Here is a 25,359-nt window from a genome sequence, read left to right on the forward strand (position 1 = left end):
GGGCCAATATGGCGAGCAGGATCAAGAATGCGTGGAAAAAATCGGCGGATTTTAACTCTTGTTACCTTTTTCTGTATTTCGCCGCATTTAGACCGGGCAACTACGCTTAATGACGTGAACTCACCCTTATTGAGCAGGAGCGACAGCATGAACGAACAGCCACGCCAGGAGCACGAGCCGGATGAGACAATGCAGGTAGAGAGCGAAGAGCAGGAACAGGGCAAACGCGAAATCGAAGTCAGGGAAGAAAATTTGCCTTCGCGCGCGGCAGCGGTGCATGAGCAGATCCGGATGGAAGGCGAAAAAGAGCTGGAGCGCGACGGGCTGGCGCTGCTGTGGTCGGCGATCGCCGCCGGGCTGTCGATGGGCGCCTCGCTGGCGGCGAAAGGCATTTTCCACGCCCGCTTGCCGGACGATCCCAGCCGCTTTTTCATTGAGAACCTCGGCTACACCTTCGGTTTTATCATTGTCATTATGGCGCGCCAGCAGCTGTTTACCGAAAACACCGTCACGGCGGTGTTGCCGATCATGCATAAGCCCACGCCGCGCAACCTGCTTATCCTACTGCGCCTGTGGGGCGTGGTGCTGCTCGGCAATCTGATCGGCACCGCGCTGGCGGCACTGGCGTTTACCCATATGCCGCTGTTCGACGCCGAAACGCGCCGCGCCTTCATCAGTCTGGGCGAAGAGGTGATGCGCCATACGCCGGGAGAAATGTTCGCCAACGGCATCCTGGCCGGCTGGATCATCGCCACCATGGTATGGATGTTCCCGGCCGCCGGCGCGGCGAAAATCTGGGTGATCGTGTTGATGACCTACCTGGTGGCGATTTGCGATTTGACGCATATCGTGGTCGGCTCGGTGGAGATCCTGTATCTGGTGTTCAACGGCGCGATGGAATGGCAAGCATTCGTTTATCCGTTCGCCCTGCCGACGCTGGCGGGCAACATCATCGGCGGCACTTTTATCTTTGCGCTGATAAGCCACGCGCAAATCCGCAACGATTTGAGCGCCAAAAATAAGGCGGCGCGCCTGCAAGAGGAAAAACGGCGCCACGGCGGGGAAAAACCGTGATCGCCGTCGGTTAGCCGAGGAAATTTCGGCGCGAACTGGCGAGGTATTGAGCAAACGCGCCGCTAAGCGCTTATTCTGCGGGTAAAAAAAGGTATAATGCCCCGGCAGCTTCGGTTGCCGGTCCGCAGCGTCCCCGTAGTTAAACGGATATAACAAGCCCCTCCTAAGGGCTAGTTACTGGTTCGATTCCAGTCGGGGACGCCATTTTTCCTTACCTCTTGCCGGGCTATCGCCACTCTGCCACTGTGCCACTCATCGTGCACCGTCCCCTAAAGCCCTCCATAGAAATTCATCGACCAAGACTAACGAAAGAACCATTAAAACTACATATAAATTCACGGTAAAAATCACCCCAAAGAATAAATTTAGCTAAAACATTAAAATTTTAAATTAATTAACGAATTAACCATAAAAAGCATAAATTAAATAAAAGTTAAGTTTCACCCTCACGATAAAAAACAGTCAAAAAAACAAGAAAACATATAAAAACCAAATTAAATAGCAAGTAGAAACGCTCGCGATAAAATTAAAGACTTAATTTAGAAAAACCGAATTGTTTAATTGAAAAAAAACGCCCTGCTGATATATTCCCGAAATACATCATCTCCCATTAAAAATCATTGGTATTTAAATGTCGATAAAGAAAGGACTCATTGGCTGGCTTGGCGCATTCTTGGCCTTTGATATCAGCATATTGGCTTCAGTCATGATACAGCAAGTCTCGTTATCGGAAAGTATAGAAATAGCCAAAATAGCCAGTACATTCTTAGCTCCTCCCTTATTACTTCTGCTATCTACGGTTATCCCGCCGGACGCCAAGGCGTCACTCGCCTTCTGGCGGTTTAAGTATGCCTTGCCGGGTCACAGGGCATTCAGTAAATATATGTATAGTGACAATCGTATTGATGAGCGATGGCTACAAGAAAATATAACCCCCTTGCCTTCCACTGCCAGAGAACAAAACGTTGAGTGGTATAGAATTTATAGAAAGCATCATAAAGAAGAAGCCATTCAGGATATCAATAAACGCTTTCTGCTTTTTCGCGATCTGGCGACAATATCGTTTTTGTTCCTCATTATTCTGCCAGTGATCTTGCGTGCTACTCATACGGAAGTGACGATCTGGCCGATCATCATCGTCTTTCTGATTCAATACCTCATGAGCGCAATCGCCGCTCAGCAGATGGGCATCCGCTTAGTCTGCACGGCGCTGGCCATTGAGGCTTCGAAGAAATAATCATTCTCAGGAATAAGGAAAGTCCATGTCATTAATAAAAAGCTTCTCCGTCAGCAATGGCGATATGTTCTATATTAGGCATAACACCGATAATTTTACGATCATTGATTGCCATATCAACCGCGATAATGCAGAGAGCATCATCGCAGATATAAAGAAGCAGGCTGCCGACAAGGGAATAAGCCGTTTTATCAGCACGCATCCGGATGAAGACCACTTCGGCGGAATTGAGCTTCTTGATGCCGCATTCAAGATATACAACTTTTATGTAGTCAAGAATAAGGCCATCAAAGCGGAAGAAACCGTTTCCTTTAAAAAATATTGTGAATTGCGAGATGGAGATAAAGCATTTTATATTTCAAAAAACTGTAAACGTAAGTGGATGAACCTTAGCGACGAAGCAAGAAAAAGCGCAGGCTTGTCTATTCTTTGGCCAAAAACAGACAACCCGCATTTTACTGACGCATTGAACGCCAGCGAGCGCGGCGAAAGTTATAATAACATTTCTGCTGTTGTCCGCTATAAACTGAACGATGGTGCAAGCGTGATGTGGCTAGGGGATTTAGAAACTGAATTTATGGAAAATATCGTCGATGATATAGAATTACAGGAAACCACCGTTGTTTTCGCCTCTCACCATGGCCGAGATTCGGGGAAAATCCCTAATTCCTGGCTAGATAAGATTAAACCCAAAGTGATCATTATCGGCGAGGCTCCCTCTCGTCATTTGCATTACTATACGGGTTACAAGACAATTACACAGAATCGTGCCGGTGATGTTACTATGGAGTGTGTCGGCCGTAAAGTTCATTTCTATGTTTCCTGTGAAAATTATCAAAATGATAAGTTTGATAACGAATATGCTGACAACGTAGAACTAGGGCGCTATATCGGTTCAGTTAACATATAATACTAATCATCGTCTCTCTTAAACCTTACAGGGAGGGGCTATCCCCTCCATACATTTCCGGCCATTAATGTAACATCTTTCAAGGAGCCCTTGCGCCTAAATTATTAGGCAATAGCACATAGTACGTTGACGGCTTTAATCCAACGCGATGCAAATAACGCATTCCCTCTCTCTAATAAACACGCCGCCAGAGACTTAAGCCCCCGATTGACACTAATTAAAAAACTTAATATCCGTCGGGGTAGAGATCGTCGCGGCCTCTCCCCTGGCCTTCAACTCCCCCGAATCATCATCGAAATCGAACAGCATAACGGTATTAATGAACACATTCGTAACATAGAGAGAGTGGCTGGCGGCATCGAACGCGAACGCGCGCGGTTCAATATCGCCGGCCTGATAGCGCGTCGACATACCCGGCAGGCTATCCTCAGCAATTTTTAATACCCGTAGTTGGTTTTCGGTACCGCAAATTGGTGGCAATAAGATACCTGCCGCTCGGCCTAAGAATAACGGCTCCACCGCTTTTCGCCTCCGCCGAATCGAGGCCGCCGTTCAGTTTCACTTTCCCTCTCAGAGTCAATCGATTGTCGTTAACGGTAATCGCCTCGATCTCGCCCACCATTTCAGTGATGACATACGCATATTCGCCTTCTGGTGATAACACCATGTGCCGTGGACCAGCGCCGGTTACAAAACCGGCATCGCATACAGTACCTGCTTGCAACGGCTGCGTGTTATCCGAGCGATAGCGATAGGCGTCCAGTTTGTCCCCGTCGATATCTGCCGCGTACAGATGTTTACCATCGCGGCTGAACGCGGTGGAGTATGCATGCCTCTCCCCCAACGCCCCTGTACGATGCCGTAACCAGGTATGAACGGATAATGTTGCACACGTTAAATCAGTTTACCGTAGCTGCAAATCAGCAGCGCCGCCAGACCTGAAACGCCTTGACTGCAGAGTCGTTGGCGGCAACCAAAAACTTGCCATCCGGGCTCAGTGTGGCATGTATAGGATATCGGCCGACGCATTTGAAATATGTATCCAGGCACCGACTACTGCGATTGGCTGATGTTCCCAATTATTGGCCATCGCATTTCCTGAAAACATGAACAGAATAAATGCCAGCATGAATTGAATGGCCCGTTTTCCTAAACCGGCGACGATGATTCGGCCAAAGGCAGACAGCCTTAAATACAGTAGCAGGAGTGCGTGGTGCCGTTTATTCATCGAATCGGGGCGATTTTCTCTATCCATGACGTCTCCTTTTCCATCACTACGTCACAGGAATAAGTATATCGACATTGATAACTTTACTGTTTGAATTTTCATCTCTATATAGCTCGATAAAGAAGCTTTCCCTCATTTTGGCGTTGATAGCCGGCAAGTAAGCGTCATATATCCCCTCAAAAAAATTAACGTACTCAGGCAACTCGCCCATAAAGGGAATAACAATATATTTGCCCATTGGGATATAGAAGTTGAAGATGGAGTGAAAAACCGCCTGCTCCTTGCCGTTGGCATGGCATTTATTCCCCCTGCTTTTCTCTACATTATATGCCCCCCAATTTTTGCTTAGCCGTTTCTCATTAGTCTGCGCAATATCATTGGCATCTCTGTATTTCCTTATAGAATGGAAAATTAATGTTTTGTAATGCTTCAGCATCTCGATGTCATCCGGCATGACCGTATGATAGAAATAGGGTTTATTATCGTTGCCGTACGGGGGGATCTGCGTGGAAAAATCCCATCCCCGGCTGTTTCTAAAGCTGTTGGGCGTTTCGCCAAAGAAACGTTTGAATGCCCGGGTGTAGCATTGCTGAGAGGCAAACCCCGATGCCAAGGCGACATCCAATATGTTCCCTTGATGCTGTTTGAGCAAGACAGCCGATCGGCTCAGCTTTCTATTCCTGATATACGTCCCGAGCGTAATGCCAAAATAATGCTTAAACAACCGCTGTAAATGCCATTTAGAGTAACCCGAGATAATTGAAACCTTCTCAACCGAAAGCCCTTCCACAATATTCTTTTCCATATACTCCAATACTTGTAAAAGAATATCTCTTCTGTAATCCATGTGCGCTCCTTGCATTTATAAAAGCCGTATCCTTTTCATTAAAATCGTTAAGCGAAGAAATTAAGTCATTAAGATTAATCCTAAAAAATCACGCCCTCTTCTTTTTATTCTCACACCCTCCAAGAGGTCATTATATAAATAACTGAAAATGATCATGTTATATAAATCCACCCACAAGAAAATAGAAAAACAAAATTTAACGACACAAAGTGCATCTATTGAAGGAGCACTTGCGCCGCCAGTGAGAATCACACTTTCTGTTAAATTTTTTATCTTAAAGTGTTTTTTATCGCATCAATTGCATGGCCGAATAGGAATTTCATCATCAGAAATTAAATCGCATTTTATAGCCTTGATTGTTGATAACACTTATTGCAGCTAATGGGTAAAGCCTGAGCCGTGGCTAAGGAAACTGAGAGGAATAAACGCAAAGCCTGAACATCAGGCTTAATAATCACGTGTCGCAACAGTGAGTTTCTTTTTTATCTTTCCCTGCACAGAAAAAGCGGATGCATCAACAAATCATGTTAGAGGTCATATATTGCCTTCCCGTCCCGGGGGCATTGATGCTCCCGCACCGCGCCAGCCTCTCCGCCGTCAAGCGCCAAGCCGATACGCGCCATAGTTTGTTACCGTAACCGCCCGCTCCTCAAAAAAAAGCCCAGCACGCAAAGCTGGGCTTTTCATCCAATGAGCGGATTAGTCCGTCAGGTTGTCGATCTCTGCCGCTCTGTGCTTACGCAACAGATACAGCAGCAAGGACACCCGTCGCTCGGTCCGTTCCGGGGTATCCGGCGGCAAGTTATAGCGCAAGGTGTAGCGCTCGTTGTTCTCGTTGCAAAAATCGATGACCAGTACGGGCGCAGACGCTCCCGCCACTTTTCGATAATTCAGCGAGATGCACGACAGGTTTTTGCCCATCTCAACTCACCGTGACGGTACGGCGGGTTGACTCGGCAATTCGCCCCACGCCGGCGCTCAACGCAGCGCCCAGCAGCAGTATCAGCAGTGAGCCCCACGCGGCGCGAGAGAGTTGCTTGGCCGCTTCATCAGCCGCTTCACGCGCTTTCTGCTCGGCCTCGGCCTTGAGTTTTTCCACCTTCTGCACCGCCTGCTGATAAGCCTGGGCGTAGTTATCGACGATTTGGCTCGCTTCATCACGGCTCTTGCCGGTGCGTGCCGCAACAATATTCACCAGCGCGTCCTTATCGGCGGCGCTCAACGTCGGCTCACCGGACTGCTTAACGCGCTCGAACCACTGCTTAAGCTCGGTGGCGGCCTGCGCCGGATCGGCCGCAGCATCCACGGCCGACTGTTTGCCGTCGGCGGCCGCCCGATTGGCTTTCTGCTCCAACCGAGCCGGATCCAGCTCCGGCTTACCGGTCTGCTTAAGCGTTGCGTTCAACTGGCTTTCCAGGTTTCCCCAGTCCAGGCTGATGCCATTTTTATCCAACTGTTGCTTCAGGCTGTCGCCCACGCTTGGCGCCGCCGCCGCCAGGCCGCTGCCCGCCAGCGAGAGCCCTTTGCCAACCGCGTTGCCAGCCAGCCCCACCACGCCGCTTGCCAGCGACACCATCAACCAGGTGGTCAGCAAGGTGGTGATCGCCCAGCTCAACAGGCCATGCAAGCCGCCGCGATTCGGCGCGGTGCGGCCGGCGACGAACGCGCCTGCGGCCAACGACGCCAGCGTTGAAACCAGCAGCCAGATCCCGGTGCTGGTGCCAAATCCGCTCAGCGGGTTGCCCTTTTGCATCATATCCACGGCCTGGGCGCCGATCGCCGTCCCCAGCACGCTGAATATCAGATAAGTCACCAGCGCCACGGCACTCCCGGCCAATATCGAGCCCCATGACACCTGAAACGCAAAGCGATTTGATTCATAGACAGTGGTCATCGTTGTTCCTTATATTTTCTGGACAAGTGATTGCACGCACGGCAGAAAACCGCGCAGACAAATTCAGTCTGCCGCGCGACATCATCGGCCGTCCCGGTTCATTTGCACCAGAACGCCTGGTGCATTCACACCCTGCGAATACGCACGTTATGCACTAAGCTGCTCAGCGAGTAGCGTAACCCGCGGCCCCTAGAGAGGCCGCTCCCCTTCTGTCTAGCGGAGAACACATGAGCCAATCCGTCTTGGCCAGCGAAACCAACCGCGGCCACCTGCAGCAAATCATCTCCGGCTTGTCCGACGGCGTGATCCTGACGGATACCGATCAAACCCTGCTATGGGCCAACGAGGCCGCGTTAGCCATGCATGGCGTGAGCCACCAGCAAGCCCTGGGGGCCAATGCCGGCGAGTACGCGGCGCGTTTTGCCCTGCGCTATCGCAACAACCATCCGCTGGCTTTGGAGCAGTACCCTTTGAACCGGGTTGCCGATGGCGAGACCTTCACCGATGTGGTGGTGGAAGTTCGCCAGGTCGACGATCCGGACAGTTTCTGGGTGCACCGCCTGCGGAGCCTGATCGTCACCGATCCGCAGGGGCAGCCGGAGCTGCTGGCGCTGATCATGAGCGACGCGACGGAGTGGGCCAGCGCCGAACAGCGCTTTGAAAAAACCTTTAACGCCAATCCGGCGCCGGCGGTCATCTGTCGGCTCAGCGATCTGCGCTACGTCAAGGTCAATCAAGGGTTCCTTGATATGACCGGTTACCAACGTGAACAGGTCTTGGGGCGTTCGGTTTATGAACTGGACGTCCTGCAACAGGCCGAGCATAAAGAGCTGGCCGTGCAGCGCCTGGGGGAAGGCGCCACCATTCCGCAGATGGAGGCCGAGCTGAAACTGCCCGATGGAGGCAGCAAGCTGGTGGTGGTTGCCGGTCAACCGTTGGACATCAATGAAGACGACTGCATGCTGTTCACGTTTACCGATCTCGAACCCCGGCGCCAGGCTGAATCGGCGCTGCGAGAAAGTGAAGAGCGGTTCGCCAAATCTTTCCGCCTGAGCCCGGTGCCAACGCTGGTGTGCACCGCAGACGGGCGGCGCGTGCTGGATGTTAACGAAGCCTTCGTCCGCGCCATCGAATGCGACGCCGAAGCCTTGGTCGGCAAATCGGTCGACGAGATCCCGGTTTTTGACGATCCCGAGGCGGGCAGCCGTTTGTTTGCCGCCCTGGAAAAAACCGGCAATGTCGAAGGGATGGACATCCGGGTGCGCAAGAAAGGGAGCGAGTTAATCGACTGCGTGGCCTCGGCGGATGCCGTCAGCATCCATAATGCGCCCTGCTATCTGTTGGTGCTCATGGACATTACCGAACGCAAGCGCTCGGAGCTGGAGCTGGTGAACGCCATCGAGGAAGTGATGCAGGACGCCTCGTGGTTTAGCCAAACCCTGATCGAAAAACTGGCTAATGTGAAAAGCATCAATCGGTCCAACCAGACCGGGTTTGCCGCCAACGATCTCACCCCGCGCGAGCGCGATGTGCTGGGTTTGATCTGCGAGGGACTGCCGGACAAGAAAATCGCGGCGCGCCTCAATCTGGCGCTCAACACCATTCGCAATCATGTCGCGACGGTCTATTCCAAACTCGGCGTGCACAGCCGCAGCGAAGCCATCGTATGGGCCAGAGAACGCGGGCTGTTTACCGGCGGACCAGCCTCGATGAATGGCAAGTAGCCTGCAAATGCACTAGCCATACCGATGCAAACGCCCCTTATGAGCACCGAGTGAAGTGCATAACATGGCGGTGCAAATGCAGGCTTTCGCCCTGTGCGAACGCCAAACGGATCGAACCTAAGGAGCGCATCATAATGAACAGCGAAAAAGCCAATGGCATGATGGAAAAAGTGGCGGGCAAAGCGCAGGAAATCGCGGGCGACGTCAGCGGCAACGAACGTTGGCAGGCCGAAGGCGTCACGCGCCAGGCAGTGGGCGCGCTGCAAGAAAAATACGGCGACGCCCTGAGCTGCGCCGGCAGCATGATGAAGAAAAATCCCCTCGCCGCGTTGGCACTCGTTGCCGGCGCAGGTCTGTTGGCCGGCCTGCTGCTGCGTCGCCGTTGATGGGCGCCGACGAGCAAACCACTTTTCCCTGAATGCCGTGTCCGGTGGGCAGCCACCGGGCACGGTTCTTTGCCAGGCGGGGGATTGCTGCCTCCCTCTCGTTGGCATCCGGGCTTAACGCGTGCTCTGCGTCGCCATGCCACGGATTATTATGGCGAAACCGTTATATCCCGCATGGAACATGAGCCTTTATCGTTCAGGCTGTCGCACACCGCCTTTACTCGCGGCTTAACGGCACCTCTTTTATTATATTCGTCCTATTGCTGATTATCATCGCCCTCTCAATCAACGCCCCCTGTGCCTGTTATTTCTGCTTGTTATGCCAGTAAGTTAATTTACCCTCAACATAACGAAATTCCTCGGCATAAAAACCGAATATATCAATCAGGCTGGGTTTATCCTCCGTGCCATTAAATGTTAATATTGCCGGATTATGCGCACGGAGAAATAGCATGTTCCCCAGTAAAAAACATTCGCAGCGGGCGACCCCGCTGACCAGCTATCAATTTTCCAGGCTGCATACTTTCGAATGCGTCGCCCGTCATTTATCTTTTGCGCTGGCGGCACAAGAATTGTCGATCACCCCCAGCGCCGTGAGCCACCGCATTAATTTGCTCGAAAAGGAATTGGGGTTTCTGCTATTCCAACGCTTTCATCGCAGAATTACGCTGACGCCGGAGGGCGAGCGTATGCAATGGGCGCTGGACAGCTCCTTCAACACCTTGAATCAGGAAATCCTGGACATCAAAAATCGCGAGTTGACGGGGACCTTGACCCTCTACTCGCACCCGTCCCTGGTGCAATGTCTGCTGCTGCCGCGCATCGGCGATTTTATCGCCCAGCACCCCACCATTCACCTCAACATTCTGACCGGGCAGGAAATCATCAACCTGGCCAACCGCGGCGTGGATCTGGCGATGTACTTCGGCAAACTGCGCTCGGGGCGGCATCTGGAAGAAGCCTTTATGCAGGAATCGATGGTGCCGATCTGCACGCCGCAGTACGCCGCCGCACACAATCTGTATGATGCGCCGGAAAACCTGGCTCACTGTACGCTGCTGCACGATCGCTACAACTCCGGCGAAGATGAGTGGCAAACCTGGTCACAACACTTTGCGCTGGGGCTGGATACCGACAGTAAAAGTATGGAGTTCGACCGTTCCGATCTCGCGGTGCTGGCCGCTACGCGGCACCTTGGCGTCGCCATGGGGCGGCTTAATCTGGTGCAGGACTGGATCAAAAGCGGCGAGCTGATCATTCCGTTCGCCGATATGACCGTGCCCTGCGAACACTGCTATTTTACCTCGACCATCTCCGAGCGGCAGTGGCCGAAGATCCTCGCGTTTAAGCAGTGGATCATGAAAATATCCCCTCTGGTCTGATGGCCAGAGGGTTATCGCCATACTTTGGGAGAATAAGAAAAATGCAACGCGCAGGCATAGAGCCGGCCGGCCTTTGAATAAGAGATATATTTGCGATTTTTATCCCAGGTCAGCAGGGAATTATTGGCAAAGTAATAAACCTCCAGCGGCATCCCGTTAGCCAATTTCGACCAACCTCGGCTTCTTATCACGGTAAAGTCACCGTTATCGCTGAGCGTAATCAACGGCACGCCCCAGGCATAGCGGGATATTTGCATCTGAATAATGAATTGGCTTTCGCAGCTTATTTGGTAATTCTGTACATCAACATCCATAATTTATATTTTTGGTGCCACCCTACGGTCAAAATAAATAAGATATGAACAACTCACCACGATTAACCCCAGCACGATCAGCACGGCACCCAATACAAACTCAATTTGCAGCGGCTCGCCGAGCATGACGACGCCGGCCAGGATGCCGAATACCGGCGTCATAAAGGTGAGAATGCCCAGCGAGGACGCCTGATAACGACGCAACAGTGAAAACCAGATCAGGTAACTGAAAAACGACACGATCACCGTTTGGAACAGCAGGCTACTCCAGGCCACCCGGCTCAGAACGACGTGCAAATTGCCCGACGCTATCGCCAGCAACGACAGCAGCACGCAGGCGCCCGTCAACTGGAACAGCAGCGTCTGTTTAGCCGGGCACTCCGCCAGACGCGTGGTACGGATCACCAGCGTAGAACCGCCCCAGGCGATCCCCGCCAGCAGACCGTAGAGATCGCCCTTCAACCGAGCTGCAGCGCCGCTGCCCTCAGCCATGCCCGATATGGCCAACACCACGCCGCCAAAGGCGATGAGCATGCCAAGCCACTGCACCGACGACAGGCGTTCCTGGCGAATCAGAAAATGCAGGCCGAGAGCGGAAAACAGCGGCGCGGTATACAAAAACACCGCCATATGCGAAGCGCTGGTATAGCGCAGCCCTTCGGAGACAAAAAAGAACTCCAGCGCGAACAATGCCCCTACGCTCAAACCGGCGCTCAGCGTGGCACGATCCCAGGTGAAGCACTCGCCGCGGCAGCGCGCCAGTAGGTAAACCCCCAGCGCGGCAAGACCGGAGCGAATGGCAATTTGCAGCACCGCCGACACATCCGGTTCAGCGGCCTTGATCGCCACCTGCTGCATTCCCCAAATGGCGCATAGCATCACCATGGCGGCGGCAGCCCTGCCGTCGATACCGATTCTTGCATTCATAATAGGGTTCCCGCCGCCGTTGAAATAATCACAGGCTGCCGTCGCGTTATTCTTTATACACCACGATTTCCTGATAAAGCTTAATAACTTCGCCATCGCTGTCGACGGAGTCGGTATATTCAGTTTGCTGCGCCAGGTGAATCACCTTCCAGCCTTTTCGCGCCAATTCCGGGATCGTCAGGCGCCCCACGCCGCGGCAGAAAAACAGAGTGTCGTCAGACAACCTTAGCTTACTAACCTCTGCATAATCATAAGCTTGAGAATGGCAGACGTGCGACTCCGCCGCCATCGCCGGTAATGAAAACAGCCCCACCAACAACATTAACAGGTTTCTCATGGCGACCTCCCAATCGCTTATTCCTGCCAACCGATTACGCAAAAATGCCTCACGTTAATACGGCGGTGACAGGCTGGAATTAATTATCTCTTGCATGGCTGAAATTACAGGCTGGGGTTGGTGACTGACAAATGAAAAATATAAACCTTGGCGTTAAATGAATTCATCCGAGTGGAGAGAGAGGCAGAGCGGCCACTTTCACCGCACGAAATGGTCAAAAACCGGACAATAATTAGCAAGAAAAGTAATTATTTATTTCACCGTTTATGCTACAAATGCCGCCCGCCGCTAAAACACCAAAAAAAACCGTCAAAATGCGCAAAAACGCAGCTTTCTGCGCAAAACATCGGCATGGCGGCGCTGATGAGGGCGGTCATACCTAAAACAGGGATAACACATGGCAATGAAATTGCGCGTAATGACTCAAGCGGTGGCGCTGGGTCTGGCGATCGGCAGCGCGTCGTTCGCCGCTCAGGCGGAAATCACCCTGCTGAAGCAAGATCCACAGGCCGGCGATCCGCTCAGCCGCCTGAACTTCACCGTTGGCGGCAGTATTCGTCCGCAGTTCAACAACATGACGGGCGACGGTGACAAGGGCTCGTACAAGCGTAACGGCTTCGACGGCGGCACCCGCTTCCGTTTCGCGGCGGACTACTATCTGTTCGACGATATCAGCTGGATCAGCTACTACGAGCTGGGCGTGAACATTCCGGCGCTGTTTGACTGGGATCATCACTATGCCGACGGCGCAAGAAACACCAGCCGCCGCATGCTGTACACCGGCCTGAAAAGCAACACCTGGGGCCAGATGACCTTCGGTCAGCAGAACAGCGTTTACTATGATGTGGTTGGCGCCAAGACCGATATCTGGGACTACGACATGCTGGCCCAGGCGCCGGGCAACGGCATTAACGGCGACTACGACGGCTCTTACCGTTCACGCAAAATGCTGAAGTACAAGAACCGCTTCGGCGATGCGGACGTTTACGCTTCGTACCTGTTCAGCGACAGCGACTACCTGCCGGGCAACGGCCTGCGCTACAAGCGCAAAGGCGGCGGCTCTCTGGGCGTGGATTACCACATTACGCCGGATCTGACCTGGGGCACCGCCTGGAACTACACCCGCGCCGAAATGCGCAACCCGTCCACCAGCGGCAGCAAAAGCTACGATCAGAACATTTTCGGCACCGCCATCAGCTGGAAACCGGACAACTGGACCCTGACCTTCGGCGGCGGTTACTACAACGACTTCCTGACCACCAAGAAAGCCGACGTCAATAATTACTTCGCCGGCGATGCGTGGGGTATCGAATACCTGGCCGGTTATACCGTGCCGGTAGGTCAGTACGCGGTGAAATCGGTGATGCCGTACTTTATGGGCGATCGCCTGGAATACATCACCGGCCGCAACTACCAGCGCATCGATAACGGCCTCGGGGTGACCGTACAGTTTGACTACGGTTTCCGCGTTGACGTGGAGCACGTGCTAACATCGAGCACCGACAACCTCGGCGATATGACCGTGGTGCGTCTGCGCTACGATTTCTGATTGCTCAGAATGCAAAAAAGGCCGCGCAAGCGGCCTTTTTCGTTTATTGACACAGCGTCAGAAGCCGCCGCGCGCCGAGCGCCCGACCGCTTCGCCCAGTTGCCATACCGCCATGGCGTAATGGGTGCTGTGGTTATAGCGGGTGATAACGTAGAAGTTCGGCAGACCGTACCAATACTGGTAGCCGGTGCCGACATCCAGCCGCAGCAGGCTGGCCTCTTGGTTATCACCAAGCGAACCCTGCGGGCTCAGGCCGGCTTCGGCCAGCGCGGCGACCGAGTAGCGCGTCTTGAAGCCGTTTTCCAACCCCGGCGCCTGGCCGTTGGCCTGAATGGCGACCGGCTCGCCCTTGGACCAGCCGTGCGCCTTGAAGTAATTGGCCACGCTGCCGATGGCATCGACCGGATCCCACAGGTTGATATGCCCATCGCCGTTGAAGTCTACCGCGTAGCTTTTGAAGGAAGAAGGCATGAACTGCCCATAGCCCATCGCACCGGCGAAGGAGCCGCGCAACTCGAGCGGATCGTCACCTTCGGTGCGCGACATCAGCAGGAAGGTTTCCAGCTCACCGGCGAAGTAATCGGCGCGGCGCGGGTAGTCGAAGGCCAGCGTCGCCAGCGCATCGATAATGCGGGTTTTACCCATTACGCGGCCCCAACGGGTTTCCACGCCGATAATCCCCACGATAATCTCCGGCGGCACGCCGTACACCTGCCAGGCGCGCTGCAGCGCATCCTGATATTGATTCCAGAACACTACGCCGTTTTGCACGTTATCCGGGGTGATGAACTTGTTGCGGTAGCGCAGCCAGGAGCCATTCGGCCCGGTTGGCCCCTGGGTAGACGGCGTCGGCGCCTGCCTGTCCATCAGCCGCAGCACCGAATCCAATCGCCGAGCCTGCGCCAGCACGTCGTGCAGCTGCTGCCGGTCAAAACCGTGTTCCTGCACCATCTTCTCGATAAAGCGCGCGGTATTCGGGTTATTGGCGAAATCCCCACCCAGCGGCGCGCCGCTGTGCGCCGGGCTCAGCAAAAAGCCGCCCTTTACCGGGGTGCTCTGCGGCGTAGCGGTGGTACTGGGTTTCGGCGTGCTGCTACAGGCAGCAAGCAAGGTAATCAGCGGTAAAAGCGCAACCAGGTGACGCATCGGATATCCATATAGCCATGCAAGAGATAAGTGGGAGTTATGTTAATGCATTGTTCAACGCGAACAAACAGGATTATGCCGCCAATGACCGCGTCAGGTAGCCAAACGTGCCAAATTGTGACGTTTTGCACGGGCAAAGAACGCCCGGTGCGGCCGCGCTGAATCTCAACCGCAACTAAATGAGAAAAGTTATCACCTTGACGCCCACGTTTGCCCCGATAAAATGCCCGACTGCTTGCCACCCGGCTATCGCCGCAATGATCACGACAATGGACTGTGATGGAATCTCTCGGACAACTCGCCAAAGACCTGTACCGTGGGCGCATCTCGCGCAAACCGTTTATTTTCTCGCTGGCGATCTTCGCCATCGGTATCGTGCTGCTGTCGTTTCTGTCGACCTATCTGGATAAAAACCATTTTCGCGCCCACGCGCACGGCGACGGCGCCGAATTCGTCTCGGTGCTGCTGTATCTGCTGTGCATTATGGTGTGGGCGTTGTTCTGTTTCGGCCTGGTCACGTGGTTCATGGCCAAAACCGCATTCCGACTCAACGATATCGGCCTGCCCGGTTGGGCGTTGGCCGTAGCGTGCTATGTTTGCTCGGTGCTCAACAACTACTCCCCCGGCCCGGTAGCGCGCTGGCTGCCGCTGTTCAGTCTGGCAGTCATGGTCTGCGCCCTGCTGTTGCCGCCCGACGGGCTGCGACGCAAGCCGCGTGAACAGACCGATTGAGCGCCATTCCGCTCAAGGCTATGGCTATCCGCCGGCCGTGCCGTCACAATAGCGCCTCATTCAGGTTTTAATCAGGGATCGCCATGTTCAGCCATTACTTCGCCCATTACGCCTTCGATCGCGACAGCGACGCCTGGCAGATCGGTTTTCGCGACTTCCCCGAGTGGCAAACCGCCTGCTATAAACGCGAAGACATCGAACTGGAGGCGCAGGAAAGCCTGTTGGCCGCCATCGCCGCCACGATGGATGAAGGTTTGCCCCTGCCCGCCCCTTCTCCTCTGCAAGCCGATGAGTTGAGGGTACACCTGCCGGCGCTGGTGGCGCTGAAAATCGAACTGCACAACGCCATGCTGCGCAAAAACACCGGTAAAGCGGCGCTGGCGCGCAAGCTGGGTTTCAACGGTGGGCAAATGGAGCGGTTGCTGGATATCGGTTACGCCTCGAAGGTGGAAGCGTTGGAGCAGGCGCTGTATCTGTTGGGCTACGACGTGCGCGTGACAATAAGCGAAGTTTGCCAATAAGTTAGCAACAGGTAAGCAAAATATTACCCGCAGGGGCTAAATTTTCCTCCATTCGCGCCGATGTGATCGTTACCTAATCCTCTGTCGCAACAACGAAGGCTAAAAATGGAGTGGAGTCGCCGTCATATTTGGGCCGTTATTCTGCTGTCTTGTCTCGTTTTTTGGGTCATTCTGGCGACCGGCATCAACGCCGTCGCCTGAGCGCCTGCCGCTGCATTGCTTCATCCCTTATTTTACAGCCCGCCACGGCGGGCTAGTTCCTGTCGCCCGCCGATAAAAAGCGTTATAAAACAGCGCACCCTGTTCAAAAAACAGCCAAAAATTGTGATCAAAAACACAGTATTGAAATCAGACCAGTATTGAGAGTACATTAGCGCCGATCCTGTCGCGGTTCGGATTTTACCTCACGGAGCATGAGGCGCGACAACCGGACAACCCGCGCGCGAGGACGTTGTTCTTTCGTTTGGAAGAACCCGCCCGACAAACAGGTTGCCCATAAAACACTCAGCACAACAATCGGGATCATTGCTGGCGAGGACTCCAGACAGGAGTTGTTCAGTGAAATATTTTTTGATGGGCGTGTCATTCATGCTGGTTGCCTGGGTTGGCACCTTCATGTTGATGGTTGCCTGACCGGGAACACAGCCAAAGGGACGCGCGAGCGTCCCTTTGTCGTTTCCGTCGTTCGCCGTTATTTGCCCGGCATCATGCGGCGCAGGGTGTCGTCCTTGCGCAGGTAGTGGTGATACAGCGCCGCCAGCGCATGCGCGCCAATGATAAAGTAGCCGATATTCGCCAGCGTCTCATGAACCGTTTTAACCAGCTTGCGCATCACCGGATCCGGCGTCACCCATTGCGGTACCGGCCACCCCAGTAAAGTCCACGATTTCCCGCCGTAGGCCAGGGTTAACACGCCCAGCAGCGGCAACATCAGGAATACCACGTACAGCAGCCAATGGAAGATCTTGGCGCCCACTTCCTGCCATTCCTCCAGCGGCGGCGTGGTCGGCGGCGTCGCGTGGAGGGTGCGCACCGCCAGCCGAATCAGCATCAGGGCAAAAACCGAAGCCCCAAAATTAAAGTGCAGATTTTTGACCAGCGGCGCCCACGCCTCCGGCACCGAATCCTTCAGCAACATCGCCGCGTAGGTGAGGATCACCATCAGCAGCGTCAACCAATGTAAAACAATTTGCGATCGCGCGTAGCGGTTGCTCATACACTCTATCCAAAAAATAAAATTCAGCGTAGTCGAGCATAATGGGGAAATAATGAAGAAAACCTTGGGACGGGAAAAAATAAGGCCGGACAAACGTCCGGCCTGACAGGATTATTTGGCGCCGCCGCCTTTGCCCGGCATCAGCAACCCGTCCGCGCGGAACATGGCCTTGATGCCGCGCACCGCCTGGCGAATACGGTCCTGATTTTCGATCAGCGCGAAGCGCACATGGGTATCGCCATAGTCGCCGAAGCCGATGCCCGGCGAAACGCAAACCTTGGCTTCCGCCAACAGGCGTTTGGCGAACTCCAGCGAACCGAGATGGGCATAAGGTTCGGGAATTTTCGCCCAGACGTACATCGACGCCTTCGGGTTTTCCACCATCCAGCCGGCCTCATGCAGCCCTTTCACCAACACATTGCGGCGCTGCCGATACTGTTCGGCGATATCGCGCACGCACTGCTGATCGCCTTCCAGCGCGGCGATGGCCGCCACCTGCAGCGGCGTAAAGGTCCCGTAGTCGTGATAGCTCTTGATGCGCGCCAACGCGCTGACCAGTTCGGGATTGCCGACCATGAAACCGATGCGCCAGCCGGCCATGTTGTAGCTTTTCGACAGGGTGAAGAACTCCACCGCAATGTCTTTCGCCCCCGGCACCTGCATGATCGACGGCGCTTTCCAGCCGTCATAGACGATATCGGCATAGGCCAGATCGTGGATCACCAGCACGTTGTACTGCTTGGCCAGCGCCACCACCCGCTCGAAGAAATCCAGCTCCACGCACTGGGCTGTCGGGTTGGACGGGAAGCCGAGGATCATCATTTTCGGGCGCGGAATGGTTTCGCGAATGGCGCGCTCCAGCTCACCGAAGAAATCCACGCCGTCCACCAGCGGCACCGAGCGCACCTGAGCGCCGGCGATCACCGCGCCGTAAATGTGGATCGGGTAACTGGGGTTCGGCACCAGCACGGTATCGCCGTGATCGAGGGTCGCCAGCATCAGGTGCGCCAGCCCCTCTTTCGAACCGATAGTGACGATGGCTTCGCTTTCCGGATCGATATCCACCTGATAACGATCGGCATACCAGCGCGAAATGGCGCGGCGCAGGCGCGGAATGCCGCGCGAGGTGGAATAACCGTGGGTGTCGTCGCGCTGGGCGACGGCGCACAGTTTTTCCACGATGTGCGGCGGCGTCGGGCCGTCGGGGTTACCCATGCTGAAGTCGATAATATCCTCGCCGCGACGGCGTGCGGCCATCTTCAGTTCGGCGGTGATGTTGAATACGTAAGGGGGAAGGCGTTCAATGCGCGTGAAACGGCGCTGTGGACTGTTATCAGCCATAGGGGATTCCTCGATAGACGTTAGCGCCCGGACCGTCCGAGCGACGCTGGCCAGCGAACTGACCGAATATCGAACATAGCGCAGCGCCGACGAGCTTGTCGATACCCTGCGCGATATTTTTATTTAGCGCTCTGAAACTCCGCCGCCAGCAGCCCGAACAGCCAGTCGTCGCACCACTGATCCGCCAGACGGTAGTTGTCGCGCAGCGTGCCCTCCAGCTGGAAACCACACGACTCCAGCAGGCCGCGCGAGGCGACGTTACCGGCGGTCACGGTGGCGGTCAGCTTGTGAAAACCGCAGGCGTTCACCGCAAAATCCAGCACCGCCCGCAGCGACTCCTTGCCATAGCCCTTGCCCTGCCCGGAAGGCAAACTCCCATATCCCACTTCCGCCTGCCGATACGGCGCCCAGTGCGGGCGAAAGCCGGTAATGCCCACCGCCTCTCCGCTGTGCTTCTCACGCATCACCAGGCACAGCCACTGGTCGCCGTGTTTGTCCCAGACCGGCAGGCGCTCCTCGAACCGTGCGCGGATCTCCGCTTCGCTGCGCGGATCGGAGATGTAACGGATCACCTCGGGATCTTGGTACAGGCGCAGAAACAGCGGCCAATCCTCGGCGGTTATCGACTGTAACTGCAGACGTTCAGTGACCAGCTTCATAAAATCTCCGAAAAACGAAAAAGAGGAACTTACGAATGAAAGATATCTCTTTATTTTCCCCGATTGGTTGCCGATAATCATTTACGTTAAAACCACAAAACCATAACGTCTTGCCCGATTCCCTACAACTGCCCGCCGCCGTTACCCACGCGGCATCAGGAGAACACCATGGCCTCTTTAGTCATCGACGATATTCCGCAGGCGATCGTTAACGTCAAGCGTCAGCTGCGCCAGGCATTGCCCAACTATCGCGACGTATTCCAGGCGCTGGAAGAGAACATCCGCGGCCAGGTCGAACAGATTCGCCGCGAACTGGCCGCCGGCCACAACCCGGTGCCGCAAATTGACGCGGAAGATATCCTGCAGCAGCGCGTCACTGAACAACAAAAAGCGCTGATCAAACAACGCGGCGCCTGCGCTATTCGCGGGGTGTTTCCGCGCGCCAAAGCCGAGGGCTGGAACCGAGAAATCGGCGATTACCTCGATCGCAACAACTTCGTCGAGCGATTGAAGAACGCCGCCGAAGACAACTATTTCGGCAAGCTGGCCGCCAGCAAGCCACAGATCTACGGCATCTATTGGTCAAAACCGCAGGTTGAAGCGCGGCAGGACGCGCGCATGCATGCGGTGCAGGTGTTTCTCAACAGCCTGTGGGCCACCGAAAGCAACGGCAAACAGCATTTCGATCCGACTCGCGTCGCCACCTACGCCGATCGCACCCGCCGCCGCCCGCCGAACTCCTCGTCGCTGGGCCTGTCGCCGCACGTCGACAGCGGCACCATCGAGCGCTGGCTGGACGAGAACTTCCGCTATGTATATCGCCACGTCTTCTCCGGCGACTGGCAGCAGTACGATCCCTTCGCCGCCGACGGCCGCACCGAAGTGCGCGAGATAGCCTCTCCGGCGGTCTGCTCGATGTTCCGCACCTTCCAGGGCTGGACGGCGCTGACGCCGCAGCGCACCAACGCCGGCACGCTGAACCTGGTGCCAATCGCCAACGCCATGGCCTATGTGCTGCTGCGCGCGCTGCAGGACGACGTCGCCGATGACGATCTGTGCGATGCGGCGCCGGGTCGCGCGCTGTCGATCTCGGAAAAATGGCATCCCCTTTTATTAAGCGGGATTTCCCCTATTCCCGATCTGGAGCCGGGCGACACGGTCTTTTGGCACTGCGATGTGATCCACGCGGTGGAGAACGAACATAACGGCGAGTTCGACAGCAACGTGATGTACATCGCCGCCGCGCCGGGCTGCGAGAAAAACGACGCCTATCTGCAGCGCCAGCTGCCGAGCTTTATCGACGGCAGAACGCCGCCGGACTTCGCCCCCGACGATTTCGAGGTCGATTTCGAGGGCCGCGCCACCGTCGAGCTGCTGACGCCGCTGGGCAAAGCGCAGCTCGGGATGCGCTGACCGCCGCCCCCAGCCACGGGCCTCTCTCGCTGTGGTATACTGCCGTCATCCGTAGGCCGCAGCGAGAACCCGTCGTGCACCCTTTTTTTGAAATGCTGTTGGCGGTGTTTGATCGCGCCGCGCTGATGTTGATCTGTCTGTTTTTCCTGACCCGCACCCGGCTGTTCCGCCAACTGCTGCAAAAAGAAGACCATACGCCGCTTGAGCTCGGCATCGTCACGGCAATCTTCTCGCTGTTCGCGCTGTTCAGCACCTACTCCGGCATCAACGTTGAGGGCTCGCTGGTCAACGTGCGCGTCATCGCCATCATGGCCGGCGGCATCCTGTTCGGCCCCTGGGTGGGGATCGTCACCGGCATCATCGCCGGGGTGCACCGTTATCTGATCGACATCGGCGGCATCACCTCGGTGCCCTGCCTTATCACCAGCATCATCGCCGGCATCAGCGCCGGTTACATCAACCTCAAGGTCAAAAAAGAGCAGCGCTGGCGCGCCGGCATCGTCGGCGGCATGCTGTGCGAATCCCTCACCATGCTGCTGATCGTGCTGTGGGCCAAGCCGACCGAGCTCGGGTTGGACATCGTGTCGCAGATCGCCCTGCCGATGATCCTCGGCACGGTGTGCATCGGCCTGATCGTGCTGCTGGTGCAGAGCGTCGAGGATGAGAAAGAAGTGATCGCCGCGCGCCAGGCCAAGCTGGCGCTGGATATCGCCCACAAGACGCTGCCCTATTTCCGCAACATCAACAGCGAATCGCTGGCCACCATCTGCGATATCATCCGCCAGGATATCCGCGCCGACGCGGTGGCGATCACCGATACCCATCAGGTGCTGGCTTACGTCGGCGTAGGGCGCGAAGCCTACCCGATCGGCCGCGAAGGGCTGAGCCGCGTCACTCGCGAAAGCATTCGCCACGGCAAAATCATCATCAAAAACAACCTGGAAAACCCGGCCGCGCCGCAGATCCATTCGCAGCTGGTGGTGCCGCTGTGGGAAAAAGGCGAAGTGACCGGCGCGCTGAAAATTTACTACTGCCACGCTCACCAGATCACCAACACGCTGAAGGTGATGGCGGTCGGGCTGTCGCAGATCATCTCCACCCAGATGGAGGTTTCGCGCATCGAGCACCTGCGTCAGATGGCGGATAAAGCCGAAATGCGCGCGCTGCAGAGCAAGATTAACCCGCACTTCCTGTTCAACGCGCTGAACGCCATCTCTTCCTCCATCCGCCTGAATCCGGACACCGCGCGCCAGCTGATCATCAACCTGTCGCGCTACCTGCGCTACAACCTGGAGCTGAACGACGAACTGATCGATATCCGCAAGGAACTGCATCAGATCCAGGATTACATCGCCATCGAACAGGCGCGTTTCGGCGCCAAGCTGACGGTGATTTACGACATCGACGACGACGTCTCGGTGCGCATTCCGAGTCTGCTGATCCAGCCGCTGGTGGAGAACGCCATCGTGCACGGCATCCAGCCCTGCAAGGGCAAAGGGGTAGTGGTGATCGCAGTGAAAGATCAGGGCGACCGGGTGAAAATATCGGTGAAGGATACCGGCCACGGCATCAATCAGGAAACCATCGATCGGGTGGCGCGCAACGAGATGCCGGGCCACAATATCGGCCTGCTCAACGTACACCACCGCGTGTCGCTGCTGTACGGTGAAGGGCTGCATATCCGCCGCCTGGAGCCGGGCACCGAAATCGCGTTCTACATCAGCAAAAACGGCGGCAAGCTGCATCAGGAGCCGAGCGCGCCGCCGGTCGGGGAGGCCTCATGAAAGCCATTATCGTGGAAGACGAATTCCTCGCGCAGGAAGAACTCAGCTACCTGATCAAGAAACACAGCAATATCGATATCGTCGCCACCTTCGAAGATGGCCTCGACGTCCTCAAATACCTGCAGACCCACCAGGTCGACGCCATTTTCCTCGACATCAACATCCCGTCGCTGGACGGCGTGTTGCTGGCGCAAAACATCAGCAAATTCGCGCATCGCCCGTCTATCGTGTTCATCACCGCCTATAAAGAGCACGCGGTGGAAGCGTTCGAGATCGAAGCGTTCGACTATATCCTCAAGCCCTATCACGAGGCGCGCATCGTCACCATGCTGCAAAAGCTGGAGGCGCTGCATCATCGTCCCGCCGGCGCGACGGAGCCGGCCAGCGCGCCGAGCCGCGGCAGCCACAGCATCAACCTGATCAAAGACGAGCGGATCATCGTTACCGACATCAACGACATCTATTACGCCGCCGCCGATGAAAAGGTGACGCGGGTCTATACCCGCCGGGAAGAGTTCGTGATGCCGATGAACATCACCGAGTTTTACGGCCGGCTGCCGGAAGAGCATTTCTTCCGCTGCCACCGCTCTTACTGCGTTAACCTGGCGAAGATCCGCGAGATCGTGCCCTGGTTCAACAATACCTACATTCTGCGGCTGAGCGATCTCGAGTTTGAAGTGCCGGTCAGCCGCAGCAAGGTGAAAGAGTTCCGCAAGCTGATGCGCCTGTAAGCGCTTACCAGCGCGGGCCCGGACGGTAGTAATACCCCGGCGGCGGCGGTGGCGGCATGCGGTAATGCGGCCGGTCGCGCCAGTCGCGCCGCGGCGGCCCGTAGTAAATCACCCGGGGCGGCGGGCCGTAATAGTACCCGCGCGGGCGTTCATACCGGCGGTGATCGGCCCACCAGCGCGGATCGCGCCAGCGATAGCCGTCCCAGTAATGGCCGCGATTGTCGCGATCGCCGATATGCAACGACAGGCCAGGCACGTTCACGCCGATGGAGACGTCGGCCTGGCTCGCCAGCGGCAGCGCCAGCAGCGCAGCCAGTAACAACAGCGTTTTTTTCATTTCATGGCTCCTGCAGAGCGGACCTTGTCCGATCGCAGATAACATAGCCCCGCGCTCACCGCCGCTCTATAGGCGCAATGCCGATTTACGCCTTTCAGACGCATCCTTCACAATTCCACCACAATCGTTCACCGACGATTAACAATAAATCGTTGATATCTTTGATGTAGATCACGTGTCATCCCCGGCATTTCACGGGCTTTCAGGCGCCAAAACGGCAACTCACGCCGCATAAAATGCATTTCATTCCTTCCGTCGTGCAACTCATTCCCGATCCGCCGCCCGCCGCAGGGGCCGGCCATATAATAAGCCCATACCGCGGGAACGCTGATTCACCCCGCAAATTTCAGCCAACGGCTCACGCCCGGCAACGCACACACAGGAAGGAGACCGGCCATGAACACCAAACCGGCAAATCGCAGCTTAATCGTTCTCGGCACCATCATCTGTCAGATGGGTCTGGGCACCATCTACACCTGGAGCCTGTTCAACCAGCCGCTGGTCGACAAGTTCCACTGGGGGCTGGCGGACGTCGCCACCACCTTCTCCATCACCAGCTTCTTCCTGGCCTTCGCCACGCTGTTCGCCGGTAAGCTGCAAGAACGCTTCGGCATCCGCAACCTGACGCTGTGCTCCGGCATCCTGGTCGGCCTGGGCCTTATCGCCAGCGCCCACGTCAGCTCGCTCGACATGATCTACCTGCTGGCCGGCGTGGTGGTGGGCTTTGCGGTCGGTATCGCCTACATCTCCACCCTGTCCAACCTGATCAAATGGTTCCCAGCCAACAAAGGCCTGATTTCCGGCATCTCCGTCGGCGCCTTCGGCAGCGGCAGCCTGCTGTTCAAATACGTCAACGCCGCCCTGATCGCCGACGTCGGCGTTTCCGGCGCCTTCTTCTACTGGGGTGCCATCGTGATGGGCCTGATCGTCGTCGGCTCCCTGCTGCTGAAAGAGCCGGTGCTGGCGACCAACGCCGCACAGCCAGGCGCCAACGGCCTGGGCAACGACTTCAGCGTGCGCCAGATGCTGGCCACCAAAGAAGCCTACCTGCTGTTCACCATCTTCTTTGCCGCCTGCATGAGCGGTCTGTATCTGATTGGCATCGTGAAAGACATGGGCGTTCAACTGGCCGGGATGGACTTGGCCACCGCCGCCAACACCGTGTCCGCCGTCGCCATCTTTAACACCGCCGGCCGCATCATCCTGGGAACGCTGTCCGATAAAGTGGGCCGTATGCGCGTCATCAGCTTCACCATGCTGGTTACCGTGCTGGCGATTGTCGCCCTGAGCTTCATGACCCTGAACCACACGCTGTTCTTCATCTGCGTCGGCGCGGTGGCCTTCTGCTTCGGCGGCAACATCACCGTGTTCCCGGCGATTGTCGGCGACTTCTTCGGTCTGAAAAACCACAGCAAGAACTACGGCATCATCTACCAGGGCTTCGGCCTGGGCGCGCTGGCCGGTTCGTTCGTCGCCAAATACTTCGGCGGCTTCCACGCCACCTTCATGGTGATTGGCGTTCTGTCCGCCGCCTCCTTGCTGATTACGCTGTTCATCAAAGCGCCGAAAGCCGTGGAAGTGGAAAGCGAAGAAACGGCACAGGCGGCAGAGCTGGCCAAAGCCTGATACCCCACGAAAACGACAAGGGGCGCAACCTGCGGGTTGCGCCC

At 55.9% G+C, this 25,359-nt stretch carries 28 protein-coding genes and 1 tRNA gene; 15 read left to right on the forward strand and 14 right to left on the reverse strand.

Going from position 1 to position 25,359, the window contains the following annotated elements; all coding sequences use genetic code 11:
- Positions 1–147 precede the first annotated feature (147 nt).
- From ACUTQY_RS05015 to ACUTQY_RS05030, 4 genes are all read left to right on the forward strand, one after another.
- Positions 148–1,074 carry a formate/nitrite transporter family protein gene (locus ACUTQY_RS05015; RefSeq protein WP_046687571.1) on the forward strand — a complete coding sequence of 309 codons (927 nt, stop codon included), beginning with the start codon at positions 148–150 and terminating at the stop codon, positions 1,072–1,074.
- 129 nt (positions 1,075–1,203) lie between these two features.
- Positions 1,204–1,278, forward strand: a tRNA-Arg gene (locus ACUTQY_RS05020).
- Between the two features lie 427 nt (positions 1,279–1,705).
- Positions 1,706–2,311, forward strand: coding sequence for a hypothetical protein (locus ACUTQY_RS05025; protein ID WP_046687572.1), 606 nt, complete (start codon positions 1,706–1,708; stop codon positions 2,309–2,311).
- A gap of 25 nt (positions 2,312–2,336) precedes the next feature.
- A complete protein-coding gene (locus ACUTQY_RS05030; protein WP_046687573.1) occupies positions 2,337–3,221 on the forward strand; it encodes an MBL fold metallo-hydrolase in 885 nt (294 codons plus the stop codon).
- A 213-nt stretch (positions 3,222–3,434) separates the two neighbouring features.
- On the opposite strand, the gene ACUTQY_RS05035 is transcribed toward ACUTQY_RS05030, so the two are convergent.
- The 6 genes from ACUTQY_RS05035 to ACUTQY_RS05060 form a co-directional block, all read right to left on the reverse strand.
- Positions 3,435–3,632 (reverse strand): beta-propeller fold lactonase family protein, encoded by a 198-nt coding sequence (locus tag ACUTQY_RS05035; protein ID WP_052752698.1) that lies wholly within the window; start codon positions 3,630–3,632, stop codon positions 3,435–3,437.
- Positions 3,633–3,648: 16 nt separating this feature from the next.
- The gene (locus tag ACUTQY_RS05040) at positions 3,649–4,065 is read right to left on the reverse strand and encodes a lactonase family protein (protein ID WP_052752699.1); all 417 of its coding nucleotides are present in this window, start codon (positions 4,063–4,065) and stop codon (positions 3,649–3,651) included.
- Between the two features lie 150 nt (positions 4,066–4,215).
- On the reverse strand, positions 4,216–4,476 hold the full coding sequence (locus ACUTQY_RS05045) for a hypothetical protein (RefSeq protein WP_052752700.1): 261 nt from the start codon (positions 4,474–4,476) through the stop codon (positions 4,216–4,218).
- Between the two features lie 19 nt (positions 4,477–4,495).
- Complete coding sequence (locus ACUTQY_RS05050) at positions 4,496–5,296, reverse strand: helix-turn-helix domain-containing protein (RefSeq protein ID WP_033643921.1); 801 nt, start codon at positions 5,294–5,296, stop codon at positions 4,496–4,498.
- A 699-nt stretch (positions 5,297–5,995) separates the two neighbouring features.
- Positions 5,996–6,217, reverse strand: a complete 222-nt coding sequence (locus ACUTQY_RS05055) for a hypothetical protein (protein WP_033643922.1) — start codon at positions 6,215–6,217, stop codon at positions 5,996–5,998.
- 1 nt (position 6,218) lies between these two features.
- On the reverse strand, positions 6,219–7,190 hold the full coding sequence (locus ACUTQY_RS05060) for a YrzE family protein (protein ID WP_046687574.1): 972 nt from the start codon (positions 7,188–7,190) through the stop codon (positions 6,219–6,221).
- A 227-nt stretch (positions 7,191–7,417) separates the two neighbouring features.
- Between ACUTQY_RS05060 and ACUTQY_RS05065 the strand changes: the two genes are divergently transcribed.
- From ACUTQY_RS05065 to dsdC, 3 genes are all read left to right on the forward strand, one after another.
- On the forward strand, positions 7,418–8,914 hold the full coding sequence (locus ACUTQY_RS05065) for a PAS domain S-box protein (protein ID WP_046687575.1): 1,497 nt from the start codon (positions 7,418–7,420) through the stop codon (positions 8,912–8,914).
- Positions 8,915–9,048: 134 nt separating this feature from the next.
- On the forward strand, positions 9,049–9,300 hold the full coding sequence (locus ACUTQY_RS05070) for a CsbD family protein (protein ID WP_033643925.1): 252 nt from the start codon (positions 9,049–9,051) through the stop codon (positions 9,298–9,300).
- A 452-nt stretch (positions 9,301–9,752) separates the two neighbouring features.
- Positions 9,753–10,682 (forward strand): DNA-binding transcriptional regulator DsdC, encoded by a 930-nt coding sequence (gene dsdC, locus ACUTQY_RS05075; protein ID WP_033651984.1) that lies wholly within the window; start codon positions 9,753–9,755, stop codon positions 10,680–10,682.
- A gap of 11 nt (positions 10,683–10,693) precedes the next feature.
- Here dsdC and ACUTQY_RS05080 read toward each other — a convergent pair whose 3' ends face one another.
- The 3 genes from ACUTQY_RS05080 to ACUTQY_RS05090 are packed head-to-tail and all read right to left on the reverse strand — an operon-like array spanning position 10,694 to position 12,260.
- On the reverse strand, positions 10,694–10,996 hold the full coding sequence (locus tag ACUTQY_RS05080; RefSeq protein WP_042785132.1) for a hypothetical protein: 303 nt from the start codon (positions 10,994–10,996) through the stop codon (positions 10,694–10,696).
- Between the two features lie 3 nt (positions 10,997–10,999).
- The gene (locus ACUTQY_RS05085) at positions 11,000–11,923 is read right to left on the reverse strand and encodes a DMT family transporter (RefSeq protein WP_046687576.1); all 924 of its coding nucleotides are present in this window, start codon (positions 11,921–11,923) and stop codon (positions 11,000–11,002) included.
- Between the two features lie 46 nt (positions 11,924–11,969).
- Entirely contained in the window at positions 11,970–12,260 is a 291-nt protein-coding gene (locus ACUTQY_RS05090; RefSeq protein WP_033643929.1) for a hypothetical protein, read from the reverse strand.
- Between the two features lie 397 nt (positions 12,261–12,657).
- Here ACUTQY_RS05090 and ACUTQY_RS05095 point away from each other — a divergent pair, with 397 nt between their 5' ends.
- A complete protein-coding gene (locus ACUTQY_RS05095; protein WP_033632458.1) occupies positions 12,658–13,809 on the forward strand; it encodes a porin in 1,152 nt (383 codons plus the stop codon).
- Between the two features lie 57 nt (positions 13,810–13,866).
- Here the strand turns inward: ACUTQY_RS05095 and mltB are convergent, their stop codons facing one another.
- Positions 13,867–14,955, reverse strand: coding sequence for a lytic murein transglycosylase B (gene mltB / locus ACUTQY_RS05100; RefSeq protein WP_046687577.1), 1,089 nt, complete (start codon positions 14,953–14,955; stop codon positions 13,867–13,869).
- 279 nt (positions 14,956–15,234) lie between these two features.
- Between mltB and ACUTQY_RS05105 the strand changes: the two genes are divergently transcribed.
- The 3 genes from ACUTQY_RS05105 to ypdK all read left to right on the forward strand — a co-directional run bounded on the left by ACUTQY_RS05105 (position 15,235) and on the right by ypdK (position 16,841).
- Positions 15,235–15,687, forward strand: a complete 453-nt coding sequence (locus ACUTQY_RS05105; RefSeq protein WP_033643931.1) for a DUF805 domain-containing protein — start codon at positions 15,235–15,237, stop codon at positions 15,685–15,687.
- Between the two features lie 83 nt (positions 15,688–15,770).
- Entirely contained in the window at positions 15,771–16,208 is a 438-nt protein-coding gene (locus ACUTQY_RS05110; RefSeq protein ID WP_033651988.1) for an antitoxin HicB, read from the forward strand.
- Between the two features lie 558 nt (positions 16,209–16,766).
- The gene (gene ypdK, locus ACUTQY_RS05115; protein ID WP_099782600.1) at positions 16,767–16,841 is read left to right on the forward strand and encodes a membrane protein YpdK; all 75 of its coding nucleotides are present in this window, start codon (positions 16,767–16,769) and stop codon (positions 16,839–16,841) included.
- A 58-nt stretch (positions 16,842–16,899) separates the two neighbouring features.
- Here the strand turns inward: ypdK and ACUTQY_RS05120 are convergent, their stop codons facing one another.
- From ACUTQY_RS05120 to ACUTQY_RS05130, 3 genes are all read right to left on the reverse strand, one after another.
- Positions 16,900–17,424, reverse strand: coding sequence for a cytochrome b (locus ACUTQY_RS05120; protein WP_033643933.1), 525 nt, complete (start codon positions 17,422–17,424; stop codon positions 16,900–16,902).
- 111 nt (positions 17,425–17,535) lie between these two features.
- A complete protein-coding gene (alaC, locus tag ACUTQY_RS05125; RefSeq protein WP_033643934.1) occupies positions 17,536–18,765 on the reverse strand; it encodes an alanine transaminase in 1,230 nt (409 codons plus the stop codon).
- A 119-nt stretch (positions 18,766–18,884) separates the two neighbouring features.
- Positions 18,885–19,424, reverse strand: coding sequence for a GNAT family N-acetyltransferase (locus ACUTQY_RS05130; protein WP_033643935.1), 540 nt, complete (start codon positions 19,422–19,424; stop codon positions 18,885–18,887).
- Positions 19,425–19,592: 168 nt separating this feature from the next.
- Between ACUTQY_RS05130 and ACUTQY_RS05135 the strand changes: the two genes are divergently transcribed.
- The 3 genes from ACUTQY_RS05135 to ACUTQY_RS05145 all read left to right on the forward strand — a co-directional run bounded on the left by ACUTQY_RS05135 (position 19,593) and on the right by ACUTQY_RS05145 (position 23,352).
- Positions 19,593–20,837 carry a DUF1479 domain-containing protein gene (locus ACUTQY_RS05135; RefSeq protein ID WP_042785138.1) on the forward strand — a complete coding sequence of 415 codons (1,245 nt, stop codon included), beginning with the start codon at positions 19,593–19,595 and terminating at the stop codon, positions 20,835–20,837.
- Between the two features lie 92 nt (positions 20,838–20,929).
- On the forward strand, positions 20,930–22,621 hold the full coding sequence (locus ACUTQY_RS05140) for a sensor histidine kinase (protein ID WP_025303750.1): 1,692 nt from the start codon (positions 20,930–20,932) through the stop codon (positions 22,619–22,621).
- Positions 22,618–23,352 (forward strand): LytR/AlgR family response regulator transcription factor, encoded by a 735-nt coding sequence (locus ACUTQY_RS05145; RefSeq protein ID WP_025303751.1) that lies wholly within the window; start codon positions 22,618–22,620, stop codon positions 23,350–23,352. Before ACUTQY_RS05140 ends, ACUTQY_RS05145 begins: the two co-directional genes overlap by 4 nt.
- A gap of 4 nt (positions 23,353–23,356) precedes the next feature.
- Here ACUTQY_RS05145 and ACUTQY_RS05150 read toward each other — a convergent pair whose 3' ends face one another.
- Entirely contained in the window at positions 23,357–23,689 is a 333-nt protein-coding gene (locus ACUTQY_RS05150; protein ID WP_033643938.1) for a DUF2502 domain-containing protein, read from the reverse strand.
- A gap of 396 nt (positions 23,690–24,085) precedes the next feature.
- Between ACUTQY_RS05150 and ACUTQY_RS05155 the strand changes: the two genes are divergently transcribed.
- Positions 24,086–25,315 (forward strand): L-lactate MFS transporter, encoded by a 1,230-nt coding sequence (locus tag ACUTQY_RS05155; protein ID WP_033643939.1) that lies wholly within the window; start codon positions 24,086–24,088, stop codon positions 25,313–25,315.
- Positions 25,316–25,359: the final 44 nt, after the last annotated feature.

Source organism: Serratia sp. TSA_130.1 (assembly GCF_052691795.1).

Coding starts and splice junctions, on each gene's coding strand:
- ACUTQY_RS05055 (WP_033643922.1), bottom strand. CDS start 6,217: ATGGGCAAAAACCTGTCGTGCATCTCGCTGAATTATCGAAAAGTGGCG.
- ACUTQY_RS05110 (WP_033651988.1), top strand. CDS start 15,771: ATGTTCAGCCATTACTTCGCCCATTACGCCTTCGATCGCGACAGCGAC.
- ACUTQY_RS05030 (WP_046687573.1), top strand. CDS start 2,337: ATGTCATTAATAAAAAGCTTCTCCGTCAGCAATGGCGATATGTTCTAT.
- ACUTQY_RS05145 (WP_025303751.1), top strand. CDS start 22,618: ATGAAAGCCATTATCGTGGAAGACGAATTCCTCGCGCAGGAAGAACTC.
- ACUTQY_RS05105 (WP_033643931.1), top strand. CDS start 15,235: ATGGAATCTCTCGGACAACTCGCCAAAGACCTGTACCGTGGGCGCATC.
- mltB (WP_046687577.1), bottom strand. CDS start 14,955: ATGCGTCACCTGGTTGCGCTTTTACCGCTGATTACCTTGCTTGCTGCC.
- ACUTQY_RS05080 (WP_042785132.1), bottom strand. CDS start 10,996: ATGGATGTTGATGTACAGAATTACCAAATAAGCTGCGAAAGCCAATTC.
- ACUTQY_RS05070 (WP_033643925.1), top strand. CDS start 9,049: ATGAACAGCGAAAAAGCCAATGGCATGATGGAAAAAGTGGCGGGCAAA.
- ACUTQY_RS05085 (WP_046687576.1), bottom strand. CDS start 11,923: ATGAATGCAAGAATCGGTATCGACGGCAGGGCTGCCGCCGCCATGGTG.
- alaC (WP_033643934.1), bottom strand. CDS start 18,765: ATGGCTGATAACAGTCCACAGCGCCGTTTCACGCGCATTGAACGCCTT.
- ACUTQY_RS05140 (WP_025303750.1), top strand. CDS start 20,930: ATGCTGTTGGCGGTGTTTGATCGCGCCGCGCTGATGTTGATCTGTCTG.
- ACUTQY_RS05090 (WP_033643929.1), bottom strand. CDS start 12,260: ATGAGAAACCTGTTAATGTTGTTGGTGGGGCTGTTTTCATTACCGGCG.
- ACUTQY_RS05150 (WP_033643938.1), bottom strand. CDS start 23,689: ATGAAAAAAACGCTGTTGTTACTGGCTGCGCTGCTGGCGCTGCCGCTG.
- ACUTQY_RS05155 (WP_033643939.1), top strand. CDS start 24,086: ATGAACACCAAACCGGCAAATCGCAGCTTAATCGTTCTCGGCACCATC.
- dsdC (WP_033651984.1), top strand. CDS start 9,753: ATGTTCCCCAGTAAAAAACATTCGCAGCGGGCGACCCCGCTGACCAGC.
- ACUTQY_RS05025 (WP_046687572.1), top strand. CDS start 1,706: ATGTCGATAAAGAAAGGACTCATTGGCTGGCTTGGCGCATTCTTGGCC.
- ACUTQY_RS05135 (WP_042785138.1), top strand. CDS start 19,593: ATGGCCTCTTTAGTCATCGACGATATTCCGCAGGCGATCGTTAACGTC.
- ACUTQY_RS05095 (WP_033632458.1), top strand. CDS start 12,658: ATGGCAATGAAATTGCGCGTAATGACTCAAGCGGTGGCGCTGGGTCTG.
- ACUTQY_RS05130 (WP_033643935.1), bottom strand. CDS start 19,424: ATGAAGCTGGTCACTGAACGTCTGCAGTTACAGTCGATAACCGCCGAG.
- ACUTQY_RS05120 (WP_033643933.1), bottom strand. CDS start 17,424: ATGAGCAACCGCTACGCGCGATCGCAAATTGTTTTACATTGGTTGACG.
- ACUTQY_RS05035 (WP_052752698.1), bottom strand. CDS start 3,632: ATGTCGACGCGCTATCAGGCCGGCGATATTGAACCGCGCGCGTTCGCG.
- ACUTQY_RS05015 (WP_046687571.1), top strand. CDS start 148: ATGAACGAACAGCCACGCCAGGAGCACGAGCCGGATGAGACAATGCAG.
- ACUTQY_RS05045 (WP_052752700.1), bottom strand. CDS start 4,476: ATGGATAGAGAAAATCGCCCCGATTCGATGAATAAACGGCACCACGCA.
- ACUTQY_RS05060 (WP_046687574.1), bottom strand. CDS start 7,190: ATGACCACTGTCTATGAATCAAATCGCTTTGCGTTTCAGGTGTCATGG.
- ACUTQY_RS05065 (WP_046687575.1), top strand. CDS start 7,418: ATGAGCCAATCCGTCTTGGCCAGCGAAACCAACCGCGGCCACCTGCAG.
- ACUTQY_RS05050 (WP_033643921.1), bottom strand. CDS start 5,296: ATGGATTACAGAAGAGATATTCTTTTACAAGTATTGGAGTATATGGAA.